Below are 12198 nucleotides of genomic sequence, written 5' to 3' on the forward strand. Positions count from 1 at the left end.
AATACTCCTTATTCGCTAAATCGGCTGTTTGACAGCTTCAACCCTGCACGACGCAGGTGGCCAGGTGTGCAGCGAGCGCATCCCAGGCAATGCTTTGTTGTTCGCCCTGGCCACGCAGGGGTTTGAAACCTACCACTTGCTGGGCCAGTTCGTCGTCACCGAGGATCAGTGCGTACAACGCACCGCTCTTGTCGGCCTTCTTGAACTGGCTCTTGAAGCTACCGGCGCCGGCGTTGATCTGCAGGCGCAGGTTCGGCAATTGATCACGAACACGCTCACTCAGCGCCAGTGCGGCCAGTTCGGCAGCTTCCCCGAAGGCGCAGAGGTAAACGTCGACCTGACGCGAGATCTCTTCCGGGATCTGCTCCAGGGTTTCCAGCAGCAGCACCAGACGCTCGATGCCCATGGCAAAACCAACGCCTGGGGTCGGCTTGCCGCCCATCTGCTCGACCAGGCCGTCGTAACGGCCACCGGCACAGACGGTGCCCTGGGCGCCGAGCTTGTCGGTGACCCATTCGAAAACGGTCTTGCTGTAGTAATCCAGCCCGCGCACCAGCTTCGGGTTGATCACATAAGGGATACCGGCGGCATCCAGACGGGCCTTGAGACCCTCGAAGTGCACGCGGGACTCTTCGTCCAGGTAGTCGGCCAGCTTCGGCGCGTCCACCAGCACGGCTTGAGTATCCGGGTTCTTGGTGTCGAGCACGCGCAGCGGGTTGGTTTTCAGGCGGCGCTGGCTGTCTTCGTCCAGGCTGTCCATGCGCGCCGAGAGGAACGTCACCAGCGCATCGCGATAACGCGCACGGGCTTCGGCGGTCCCCAGGCTGTTCAGTTCGAGCTTGACCGCATCACGGATACCCAGCTCGCCCCACAGGCGCCAGGTCAACACGATCAGTTCGGCGTCGATGTCCGGACCGTCGAGGTTGAAGACTTCGCAACCGATCTGGTGGAACTGGCGATAACGGCCTTTCTGCGGACGCTCGTGGCGGAACATCGGGCCGATGTACCAGAGTTTCTGCACCTGGCCACCGCCGGTGATGCCATGCTCGAGCACAGCGCGCACGCACGCCGCGGTGCCTTCCGGACGCAGGGTCAGGGAGTCGCCGTTACGGTCGTCGAAGGTGTACATCTCTTTTTCGACGATGTCGGTCACTTCACCGATGGAGCGCTTGAACAGCTCGGTGAACTCGACGATCGGCATACGGATCTGCTTGTAACCGTAGTTATCCAGCAAACGTGCAACGGTGCCCTCGAAATAGCGCCACAGGGGCGTCTGCTCGGGCAGGATGTCGTTCATGCCACGAATGGCTTGCAGAGACTTGCTCACTATAAATCCTTAAATTCGTTCGGCTCTTCAGTCGGGCTCAGCCGCGCGCGATCAGCGCTGCGTCGGCTTCGACCTTTTCGGCCGCCTTCTCGCGGATCAGCTTTTCCAGTTGATCCACAAGATTGTCATTCGTCAGTTTCTGCGACGGCTTGCCGTCGATATAAATCAGGTTCGGCGTCCCGCCGGTCAGGCCGATATGCGCCTCTTTGGCTTCGCCCGGACCGTTGACCACACAACCGATGACCGCCACGTCCAGCGGCACCAGCAGATCCTCGAGACGCCCTTCCAGTTCGTTCATGGTCTTGACCACATCGAAGTTCTGCCGCGAGCAGCTCGGGCAGGCGATGAAGTTGATGCCACGGGAACGCAGATGCAGGGACTTGAGAATGTCGTAGCCGACTTTCACTTCTTCGACCGGGTCGGCCGCCAACGAGATGCGAATAGTATCGCCAATCCCTTCGGCCAGCAGCATACCGAGGCCCACGGCGGATTTCACCGTGCCTGAACGCAAACCACCGGCTTCGGTGATCCCCAGGTGCAGCGGCTGGATGATTTCCTTGGCCAGCAGGCGATAGGCCTCGACGGCCATGAACACGTCGGAGGCTTTCACACTGACCTTGAAGTCCTTGAAGTTCAGACGCTCGAGGTGCTCGACGTGACGCAGGGCAGATTCCACCAATGCAGCCGGGGTGGGCTCGCCGTATTTCTTCTGCAGGTCCTTTTCCAGGGAGCCGGCGTTGACACCGATACGGATCGGGATCCCGCGATCACGGGCCGCGTCCACCACCGCACGCACGCGATCTTCACGACCGATGTTGCCGGGGTTGATCCGCAGGCAATCGACACCCAGTTCGGCCACGCGCAAGGCGATCTTGTAGTCGAAGTGGATGTCGGCAACCAGAGGCACCTTGACCTGCTGCTTGATACGGCCGAAGGCTTCGGCCGCGTCCATGTCCGGTACGGAAACCCGCACGATATCGACGCCGGCGGCTTCCAGACGGTTGATCTGGGCCACAGTGGCCGCCACATCGTTGGTGTCGCTGTTGGTCATGCTCTGCACGGCAATGGGGGCATCGCCACCCACAGGTACCGAGCCGACCCAGATCTTGCGGGACTCGCGACGTTTGATTGGAGATTCGCCGTGCATGACTTATTGACCTAACTTCAGGCGAGCAGTCTCGCCACTGGTGAACGGAGCCACATCGACCGCTTGTCCGTTGTAGCTGACCTGCGCGCCACGGGCATAACCCAGGCGCACGGCAAATGGCGGCTTGCCGGAAACATCGGCGGTCTCACCCTTGCGCTTCAGGCCACTCAACAGCACTTTACCGCTGCCATCGGTGATCTGGGTCCAGCAATCGGCTGTGAACTGGATCTGTACCTGACCGGCGCCGGCTACAGGCGCGGCGGCAGGTGCAGTTGGAGCTGCCGGGGCAGCCGGTGCGGCGACCACTGGCGCTACAGGGGCTGGCGCGACCGGAGCGCTCGGCGCGGGCGCTGCCGGCGCCACGACCACTGGAGCAGGAGCAACCGGAGCAGCAGGTGCGGCAACCGAAGCACTTGGCGCAGGAGCCGCGGCATCCGCAGGGGCCTGGCCTGGAGCCGGGGTTTCAGGCAGGGCCAGGGCGGTTTCGCCTTCGGTCTGGCCTTCCACTACCGCCTGGTCTTCCGGCTCGTCGATCGGATGAATCTGCGTGGTGCCGTCGGCCCCTTCGACTTCGACGTGTTCCTGATTGAGACTGATCAGTTCCTTGGTGCGCACCGAGGTCTGATCCTGCCACCAGATAAAGCCGCCGCCGATCACTGCGATCAGCAGCAGCAGGCTGACAATGCGCAAAATGGTGTGGGAGACCCGTACCGGCTCTTCGATACGGCCCAGGCTGTGCACATTGCTGCCCTGGGAATCGGTGCCCGTGTATTGGTCGAAGGCCTGGACCAGAACGGCCTGGTCCATCCCCAGCAACTTGGCATAGGCACGGATATAACCGCGAGCGAAGGTATGCCCCGGCAGCTTGTCGAAAGCACCGGCTTCCAGGTTGCTCAACGAGCTGGCGGTCAGATTGAGCTTGAGGGCCACTTCAGCCAGCGACCAACCATTGCTTTCGCGGGCCTGACGCAGGGTCTCACCGGGGTTGACGCGAGTCGCTGCTAGAACTTCGGGATGCGCCGCTTTCATCATTGCTCCGACAGGTATTGCTGATATTCCGGCGAACCGGGATAGAGTCGTTTTAATTGCAGGCCGTAACTGGCGGCCTTGTCGCGATCTTCAAACACCGTTGCCAGCCGAACGCCGAGCAATAGACTACGTGCATTTTGCTCGCTCAGCAGGCTAAAACGATCGTAATAGTCGCGTGCGGGCACATAATGCCTGTCTTCGAAGGACAACTCAGCCATTTCCAGCAATGCACGAGGCTGCTGGCGGTTCAGGCGCAGGGCTTTTTCCAGGTGTTGCCGGGCCAGATCACGCTCCCCCAGCATCGCGGCGGTCATGCCAAGGTTCTCGAACACTCGGGATCGCTCGGGGTACAGGGTATCAGCAGCCGCCTGTTCAAAGCGCTGATAAGCATCTTTGTAACGTTTTTCTTCAAAGAGAAAACTGCCGTAGTTGTTCAGGATACGGGCATCGGAGGGACGCGCAGCCAGGGCCTTGCGGTAATGCTGGTCAGCCAGATCGGGCTCCATTTCAGCCTGGAACACCAGTGCCAGGGCGGCATTGGCGTCAGCGTCGGACTCGTCCAGCTCCAGGGCCTTTTTCAGCGGCACTTTCGCCCGCTCGGTCATGCCTTGCTGCAGATAACCCAGACCCAGCTGGACATAGGCCTCACGCGCCTCGTCCCGCCCCTTGCTTGTCTTCATCGGGTTGAAATCCCCAGAAAGAACACAGCCAGCCGACAGGCTGACAAAAAGCAGAAGCAGCGCGACGCGCAAGGTCATGGAGATCCTCTCTCAGGTACGATTCGCAGCGCTTTGCGGCATATCGGCGTCGGCGCTCAACTCGCGCACGGCGATATAACGTTCGCTACGACGGGTGCGATCCAGCACCTGCCCGACCAGTTGTCCACAGGCCGCATCGATGTCTTCGCCGCGAGTGGTACGCACGGTGACGTTGAAGCCTGCGTGATGCAGTTGATCCTGGAACCGGCGAATGGCGTTGTTACTCGGCCGCTCGTAACCGGAATGCGGGAACGGGTTGAACGGGATCAGGTTGATCTTGCAAGGAATGTCCTTGAGCAACGCGATCATCTCGACAGCGTGTTCAACCTTATCATTGACGTCCTTGAGCAGCGTGTACTCAATCGTCAGCACACGTTTCTCGCCCAGCGACGACATGTAGCGCTGGCAGGATTCGAGCAGCATCTTCAGCGGGTACTTCTTGTTGATCGGTACCAGCTGGTTGCGTAGCGCATCGTTCGGTGCGTGCAGGGACAACGCCAGGGAGACGTCGATGTGCTTGGCCAGCTCATCGATCATCGGCACCACGCCGGAGGTCGACAGGGTCACGCGGCGCTTGGAGATGCCGTAGCCCAGGTCGTCCATCATCAGGTGCATGGCCGAGATGACGTTGTCGAAGTTCAGCAGCGGTTCTCCCATGCCCATCATCACCACGTTGGTGATGGCGCGGTCGACGGTCGCCGGGACGCTGCCAAAGGATTTGTTGGCAATCCACACCTGGCCAATGACTTCGGCGGCGGTGAGGTTGCTATTGAAGCCTTGCTTGCCGGTGGAGCAGAAACTGCAGTCCAGGGCACAGCCTGCCTGGGACGAAACGCACAAGGTGCCGCGTTTGCCCTGGGGAATGTAAACGGTCTCGACGCAGCTGCCGGACGCCACGCGCACCACCCATTTACGGGTGCCGTCGCTGGAGATGTCCTCGCTGACCACTTCCGGACCACGAATTTCGGCAACGGCCTTGAGCTTTTCGCGCAAGGCCTTGCCGACGTTCGTCATGGCGTCGAAATCATCGACGCCAAAGTGGTGAATCCATTTCATTACCTGACCGGCACGGAAACGCTTCTCCCCGATTGAGTCGAAGAATTTTTCCATTTCCGGTTGAGTCAGACCCAACAGGTTAGTTTTGCCAGTCGATGTAGTCATGGTTTCACCTTCACTCACGGGCCTTTGGCTTAGCGAGTGGTCACTTCGGTGGAAGCGAAGAAGTAAGCGATTTCGCGTGCAGCAGCGGCTTCGGAGTCCGAACCGTGAACGGCGTTGGCGTCGATGGATTCAGCGAAGTCAGCACGGATGGTGCCGGCAGCAGCTTCTTTAGGGTTGGTAGCGCCCATCAGCTCACGGTTCAGAGCGATAGCGTTTTCGCCTTCCAGAACCTGAACGACAACCGGACCGGAAGTCATGAAAGCAACCAGCTCGCCGAAGAAACCACGAGCGCTGTGCTCAGCGTAGAAGCCTTCAGCTTCGGCTTTCGACAGTTGCTTCATTTTCGAAGCTACAACGCGCAGGCCAGCTTTTTCGAAACGGGTAACGATCTCGCCGATGACGTTTTTTGCAACAGCGTCAGGCTTGATGATGGAGAAAGTACGTTGAACAGCCATGGTGTAACTCCAGAAACGGTGATTAAAGCGAAAAATTAAACCCGCGAATTATACGCGGGTTTATAGGGATTGCCTAACTGCGTACGGGACAGACTCAGTCTGCTTCTTCGATCCAGGCGGCCTGAATTGCTTCAAGAACCTTCTCGCCACCGCGAGCCGGATCGTCGCTGAATTCCGGCAGTGCCAGAACCCATTGGTGCAGATCGACAAAGTTTACGTACCGCGGATCCACATCCGGCTTGGACTCAGCCAGCTGGATCGCGATTTCCAGCACATCAACCCATTTCAGACTCATGATGATTCCTTGAATCAGTGCGGCGCTTCGGCCGCATGGTTGAGCGAGTATTTCGGAATTTCGACGGTCAGGTCTTCCTCGCCGACGATTGCCTGACAGGATAGACGCGATTGCGCCTCCAGGCCCCAGGCCTTGTCCAGCAGGTCTTCTTCCAGCTCGTCGGCTTCATTCAGCGAGTCGAAACCCTCGCGAATGATGCAGTGGCAGGTGGTGCAGGCGCAGACGCCGCCGCAGGCGCTCTCGATCTCGATGTGGTTGTCATGGGCCACTTCGAGAATCGAGGTACCCGGTGCAGCCTCTACAACCAGGCCATCCGGGCAAAACACGGCGTGTGGCAGAAAAATGATCTGCGGCATCAGTTATTCCTCGATTTCATTCAGATTGCGCCCCGCCAGAGCGGCTTTCACCGTCGAGTCCAGGCGGCGGGCAGCAAAAGCATCGGTCACTTGCGACAGACGCTTGGTCTGCTGCTCGATGGCGTAACCATCGGTGCCACGCATCAATTCACTCAATTCCTGCATTTGCAACTCGATGACCATGCGCTCTTCGGCATCCAGCAGACGCTCGCCGTCTGCTTCCAGAGCGCCCTGCACCGCTTCGATCAGACGCTGGGCATCGACCTGCTGCTCGCGCAGCACGCGGGCGACCTTGTCGTCGCTGGCGTACTGGAAGGAGTCCTTGAGCATCCTGGCGATTTCGCCGTCGGTCAGGCCGTAGGATGGCTTGACCTGGATGCTGGCTTCGACGCCCGAGCCCAGCTCGCGAGCGGACACGCTCAGCAGACCGTCGGCATCGACCTGGAAGGTCACGCGGATCTTCGCCGCTCCGGCGACCATGGCCGGAATACCGCGCAGCTCGAAACGCGCCAGGGAGCGGCAGTCGCTGATCAGCTCGCGCTCGCCCTGCAATACATGAATCATCATGGCCGACTGGCCATCTTTGTAAGTGGTGAAGTCCTGGGCCCGAGCGACCGGGATAGTGGTGTTGCGTGGAATCACCTTCTCCATCAGCCCGCCCATGGTTTCCAGCCCCAGGGACAGCGGAATCACATCAAGCAGCAGCAGTTCGCCACCATCGCGCTTGTTGCCGGCCAGGGTATCGGCCTGGATCGCAGCACCAATGGCCACCACCTGATCCGGGTCGATCTCGGTCAGCGGCTGGCGACCGAACATTTCGGCGACAGCTTCGCGAACCCGTGGAACACGGGTCGAACCGCCGACCATGACCACCGCCTGGACATCTTCCAGCTCGACATTGGAATCACGCACGGCGCGACGGCAAGCCTTGAGGCTGCGCGCCACCATCGGCTCGATCAGGGCATCGAAGGCCTCACGGGTCAGCGGCGCCGACCAGGAGCCATAGGTCACGTCGACCGACGGGGCATTGGTGAGCGCTTCCTTGGCGGCGCAAGCGATTTGCAGCAGATTGCGCTGCTTACCCGGATCGAGATCGGCGGACAGGCCGGCGCTCTCGATGATCCAGCCAGCGATCGCATGATCGAAATCGTCTCCGCCCAGGGCGCTGTCGCCACCGGTGGCCAGCACTTCGAAGACGCCGCCGGTCAGGCGCAGTATGGAAATATCGAAGGTCCCGCCACCCAGGTCATAAATGGCCACCACGCCTTCGGCATGTTGATCCAGACCATAGGCCACAGCCGCCGCGGTCGGCTCGTTGAGCAGACGCAACACGTTGAGACCAGCCAACTTGGCCGCATCCTTGGTCGCTTGACGCTGCGCATCGTCGAAATAGGCCGGAACGGTGATCACCGCCCCCACCAGCTCACCACCCAGGGTCGACTCGGCGCGCTGGCGCAAGACCTTGAGGATGTCGGCGGAAACTTCCACCGGGCTTTTCGGGCCCTGGATGGTGTCGATGAACGGCATGTGAGACTCGCCGTCGACGAAGCGGTACGGCAGCTGTTCGCCCAATTGCTTGACGTCGGACAGACCACGCCCCATCAAGCGCTTGACCGACAGCACAGTGTTCAAGGGGTCGGCAGACGCCGCCAGCCTGGCGGACTCGCCCACCTCGACATGGTCGGCGTGATAACGCACGGCAGACGGCAGGATGACCTGCCCGTTGGCGTCGGCCAGCGGCTCGGAAAGACCACTGCGCAAGGCAGCGACCAGCGAATTGGTAGTACCCAAGTCGATCCCCACAGCCAGGCGACGCTGGTGCGGTTGAGGACTTTGGCCGGGTTCGGCGATCTGCAGTAGGGCCATGTTTATCTGGACTTATCTGAATATCAGGCGTGCGACCGGAGCGGCACTGGGTTAATCGTCGAGGCGCTCTTCTAACTGGCGCACTTCGTAGGTGAGCTTGTCGAGGAACTGCATGCGCCGCATCAGGCGCTCGGCCTGTTCGCGTTGCGCAGCATCATCCCAACAGGCTGCGAAGCTTTCGTTCAATTCATCCTGGGCCACTTTCAGGCGGCGCTTGAAGGCTGCAATACCGGCCAGGTCGGCCTCGTCCTGCAGATCCTCGAGCTCTTCGCGCCACTGCATCTGCTGCAGAAGGAACTCCGGATCGTGCACCGTGACCTCCAGCGGCAGCTCATGGCCGCCCATGGCGAGCAGGTATCGCGCGCGCTTGGGAGGGCTCTTGAGGGTCTGGTAGGCCTCGTTGAGGCTGGCGGATTGCTCCAGCGCCAGCCGCTGCTCACGCTCGGAAGCGTCAGCGAAGCGGTCCGGATGAACGGCACGCGCCAACTCACGGTAACGCGTGGCCAGCTGATCGAGATCCAGACGGAAGCTCGGTTGCAGCTCAAATAAAGCGAAATGACAAGGAGTACCCACGAGCAGCCTCAGATGTTGAAGCTTTCGCCGCAGCCACATTCACCGCGCACGTTGGGGTTGTTGAACTTGAAACCTTCGTTCAACCCTTCCTTGACGAAGTCCAGTTCGGTGCCATCCAGGTAGGTCAGGCTTTTCGGATCAATGATCACTTTCTCGCCATGACTCTCGAACACCTGATCGTCTTCACCGATCTCGTCGACGAACTCCAGGACATAGGCAAGGCCGGAACAGCCCGTGGTGCGAACACCCAGACGAATCCCATCACCTTTGCCGCGCCCGTTGAGGGAGCGTCGCACGTGTTGAGCAGCCGCTTCTGTCATGCTGATAGCCATCGTGACTCCTTACTTTTCGCTCAATCTGTGAAAGCTGATCCGCTGAATCAGATCAGGCCTTTCTTCTGCTTGTAGTCGCGAACGGCGGCCTTGATGGCGTCTTCGGCGAGTACCGAGCAGTGGATTTTCACTGGCGGCAGGGCCAGCTCTTCAGCCAGCTGAGTGTTCTTGATGGTCTCTGCTTCATCCAGAGTCTTGCCCTTCATCCACTCGGTAGCCAGGGAGCTGGAGGCGATAGCCGAACCGCAACCGTAGGTCTTGAACTTGGCATCTTCGATGATGCCCTGCTCGTTGACCTTGATCTGCAGGCGCATCACGTCGCCGCACGCCGGAGCGCCGACCATGCCGGTGCCGACATCAGGATCTTCCGCGTTCATCTTGCCGACGTTGCGCGGGTTCTCGTAGTGGTCGATGACCTTTTCGCTGTAAGCCATGATTCTTAATCCTCACTCATCAGGGCCGCTCTTGAGCCCCTGTAGTTACGCCTGCGTCAGTCGCCGCGTCGCTACAGGAGCTGTACCTGGCGGCTTCTATATTTAGTGTGCCGCCCACTCGATCTTCGAGATATCGACGCCGTCTTTGTACATGTCCCACAGCGGCGACAGAGCGCGCAGCTTGGTCACGGCCTCGCAGACTTTCTGCGCGGCATAATCGATTTCTTCTTCGGTGGTGAAGCGGCCGAAGGTGAAGCGGATCGAGCTGTGTGCCAGTTCGTCGTTGCGGCCCAGGGCGCGCAGTACGTACGAAGGCTCCAGCGAAGCCGAGGTGCAGGCCGAACCGGAGGAAACCGCCAGGTCCTTGAGCGCCATGATCAGCGACTCGCCTTCGACGTAGTTGAAGCTCAGGTTCAGGTTGTGCGGTACACGAGCAGTCATGCTGCCGTTGATGTACAGCTCTTCCAGGTGCTCGACCTGCTTGTAGAAGCGGTCGCTCAACGCCTTGATGCGCAGGTTTTCGGCAGCCATGTCTTCCTTGGCTACACGAAAGGCTTCGCCCATGCCAACGATCTGGTGGGTAGCCAGGGTGCCGGAACGCATGCCGCGCTCGTGACCGCCGCCATGCATGGTCGCCTCGAGGCGAACCCGCGGCTTGCGGCTGACATACAGCGCGCCGATACCTTTAGGACCGTAGGTCTTGTGGGCGGAGAAGGACATCAGGTCGACTTTCAGCGCCTGCAGGTCGATGTCGACCTTGCCGGTGGACTGAGCCGCGTCGACGTGGAACAGAATGCCTTTGGAACGAGTCAGCTCGCCGATGGCGGCGATGTCGTTGATGGTGCCGATTTCGTTGTTCACGTGCATGATCGACACTAGGATGGTGTCGTCGCGCAGGGCGGCTTCGACCATGGCCGGAGTGATCAGGCCGTCTTCGCCTGGCTCGATGTAGGTGACTTCGAAGCCTTCACGCTCGAGTTGGCGCATGGTGTCCAGGACAGCCTTGTGCTCGATCTTCGAGGTGATCAGGTGCTTGCCCTTGGTGTGGTAGAAATGCGCGACACCCTTGATTGCCAGGTTGTCGGACTCGGTGGCACCGGAGGTCCAGACAATTTCACGTGGGTCGGCGTTAACCAGGTCAGCCACTTGGCGACGGGCATTTTCCACCGATTCTTCGGCTTTCCAACCGAACACGTGGGAGCGGGACGCCGGGTTACCGAAGTTTCCGTCGACCAGCAGGCATTCACTCATCTTTTGCGCGACACGCGGATCAACCGGGGTGGTCGCTGAGTAATCAAGGTAAATCGGCAATTTCATGGACTCTCTCCTAAATCAGGCTGGCTGGCGTGCCGCTAGCTCTTTGGCTGTCATTCGACGGCGGACGCTTCAATCTTGTCCAGGTGCTGCGCCTTGCCATTACAGCGGCGCTGATCCTGACGCTGGGCTACTTCTTGCACCTCACGGCGAGTCACAAGGTCAGCCAAGCTGATACCGCTCAGAAATTCGTGAATCTGCAGGCTCAGATCGCACCACAGGTGGTGGGTCAGACAGGTGTCGCCGGAATGGCAATCGCCCTGGCCCTGGCATTTGGTTGCATCGACCGACTCGTTCACCGCATCGATCACCTGGGCCACCTGAATGCCTTGCATGTCGCGCGACAGCTGGTAGCCACCGCCTGGACCACGCACGCTGGACACCAGATTGCTGCGGCGCAACTTGGCGAAGAGCTGTTCGAGATAGGACAGGGAGATGCCTTGGCGCTCAGAGATATCGGCCAGGGACACCGGCCCATGTTGCGCGTGCAACGCCAGGTCAAGCATGGCAGTTACCGCGTATCGGCCTTTTGTAGTCAGTCGCATGGACAAGTACCACGGAGTGTTTCGGGATGGGAGCGAGTATGCAATTCCCGAGTAATTAAGTCAACTATAAGACCTACTACTTTAGTCAGGTTTACCCGCAAAAGAGCGCGCGAATCATAGCAAAGTCTGCAGGGTAATGGCACGCCCTGGATTTGACGGGTGACTAATGGGTCCCAGCGCCCTTTCAGACTCGGGGCGAGCAAGCTCACCTTAGAAAAACCATAACGCTCTTCTGCAGCAGCAAGCTTGCTCGCGATCAACGCCAAGGCGCCTGGACGACTCAGCCGACCTGACTGTCGCCCTTGTCCTTGACGCCTGCGAAGTCCTCATCGCGCAGCGCTGGCAGGTCCTTGGCGCAGTAGTTGCTACCCAGATCCTTCAAGGCCCCGCACATACCCTCCAGGCGCCCATCGACAGCCTGCAGGTGATCGAGCAACTGGCCAATGGCCCGCGCCACCGGGTCCGGCATGTCCTCGCTGACACCATAGGCGTCGAAACCGAGCTTCTCGGCCATGGCCTTGCGCTTGGCTTCCTGCTCGTCATCGGACTTCACGATGATGCGCCCGGGAATGCCCACCACAGTAGCGCCTGCCGGCACCGCCTTGG

At 60.1% G+C, this 12198-nt stretch carries 14 protein-coding genes and 1 pseudogene; all 15 read right to left on the reverse strand.

The window, feature by feature from the left end; all coding sequences use genetic code 11:
* Nucleotides 1-37: 37 nt before the first annotated feature.
* Entirely contained in the window at nt 38-1327 is a 1290-nt protein-coding gene (gene hisS, locus J4D28_RS20260; RefSeq protein ID WP_009050637.1) for a histidine--tRNA ligase, read from the reverse strand.
* Nucleotides 1328-1364: 37 nt separating this feature from the next.
* Nucleotides 1365-2474, reverse strand: coding sequence for a flavodoxin-dependent (E)-4-hydroxy-3-methylbut-2-enyl-diphosphate synthase (gene ispG, locus J4D28_RS20265; RefSeq protein WP_007929536.1), 1110 nt, complete (start codon nt 2472-2474; stop codon nt 1365-1367).
* A 3-nt stretch (nt 2475-2477) separates the two neighbouring features.
* Nucleotides 2478-3503, reverse strand: coding sequence for a RodZ family helix-turn-helix domain-containing protein (locus tag J4D28_RS20270; protein ID WP_009050638.1), 1026 nt, complete (start codon nt 3501-3503; stop codon nt 2478-2480).
* On the reverse strand, nt 3503-4261 hold the full coding sequence (gene pilW, locus J4D28_RS20275; protein WP_016703488.1) for a type IV pilus biogenesis/stability protein PilW: 759 nt from the start codon (nt 4259-4261) through the stop codon (nt 3503-3505). The genes J4D28_RS20270 and pilW overlap by 1 nt, the downstream gene beginning before the upstream one ends.
* Nucleotides 4262-4273: 12 nt before the next feature.
* A complete protein-coding gene (gene rlmN / locus J4D28_RS20280; protein WP_007929531.1) occupies nt 4274-5422 on the reverse strand; it encodes a 23S rRNA (adenine(2503)-C(2))-methyltransferase RlmN in 1149 nt (382 codons plus the stop codon).
* 29 nt (nt 5423-5451) lie between these two features.
* Complete coding sequence (gene ndk / locus J4D28_RS20285; RefSeq protein ID WP_007929529.1) at nt 5452-5877, reverse strand: nucleoside-diphosphate kinase; 426 nt, start codon at nt 5875-5877, stop codon at nt 5452-5454.
* Between the two features lie 94 nt (nt 5878-5971).
* Nucleotides 5972-6172: a Fe-S cluster assembly protein IscX gene (gene iscX, locus J4D28_RS20290; protein WP_007929528.1), complete on the reverse strand. Its 201-nt coding sequence runs from the start codon at nt 6170-6172 to the stop codon at nt 5972-5974.
* 14 nt (nt 6173-6186) lie between these two features.
* Nucleotides 6187-6528 (reverse strand): ISC system 2Fe-2S type ferredoxin, encoded by a 342-nt coding sequence (fdx, locus tag J4D28_RS20295; RefSeq protein WP_007929527.1) that lies wholly within the window; start codon nt 6526-6528, stop codon nt 6187-6189.
* 3 nt (nt 6529-6531) lie between these two features.
* The gene (hscA, locus tag J4D28_RS20300) at nt 6532-8394 is read right to left on the reverse strand and encodes a Fe-S protein assembly chaperone HscA (protein ID WP_038634899.1); all 1863 of its coding nucleotides are present in this window, start codon (nt 8392-8394) and stop codon (nt 6532-6534) included.
* Between the two features lie 51 nt (nt 8395-8445).
* On the reverse strand, nt 8446-8967 hold the full coding sequence (hscB, locus tag J4D28_RS20305) for a co-chaperone HscB (RefSeq protein ID WP_038576126.1): 522 nt from the start codon (nt 8965-8967) through the stop codon (nt 8446-8448).
* A gap of 8 nt (nt 8968-8975) precedes the next feature.
* Complete coding sequence (gene iscA, locus J4D28_RS20310; protein WP_007929524.1) at nt 8976-9299, reverse strand: iron-sulfur cluster assembly protein IscA; 324 nt, start codon at nt 9297-9299, stop codon at nt 8976-8978.
* Between the two features lie 47 nt (nt 9300-9346).
* A complete protein-coding gene (iscU, locus tag J4D28_RS20315; protein ID WP_007929523.1) occupies nt 9347-9733 on the reverse strand; it encodes a Fe-S cluster assembly scaffold IscU in 387 nt (128 codons plus the stop codon).
* 102 nt (nt 9734-9835) lie between these two features.
* A complete protein-coding gene (locus J4D28_RS20320; protein WP_009050642.1) occupies nt 9836-11050 on the reverse strand; it encodes an IscS subfamily cysteine desulfurase in 1215 nt (404 codons plus the stop codon).
* Nucleotides 11051-11100: 50 nt separating this feature from the next.
* Nucleotides 11101-11592, reverse strand: coding sequence for a Fe-S cluster assembly transcriptional regulator IscR (iscR, locus tag J4D28_RS20325; RefSeq protein ID WP_009045442.1), 492 nt, complete (start codon nt 11590-11592; stop codon nt 11101-11103).
* Between the two features lie 280 nt (nt 11593-11872).
* Nucleotides 11873-12198, reverse strand: a pseudogene (locus J4D28_RS20330) (serine O-acetyltransferase); the annotation flags it as partial.

It is taken from the genome of Pseudomonas sp. GW531-T4 (assembly GCF_017349615.1).
GTDB classification, from domain to species: Bacteria; Pseudomonadota; Gammaproteobacteria; order Pseudomonadales; family Pseudomonadaceae; genus Aquipseudomonas; species Aquipseudomonas chlororaphis_I.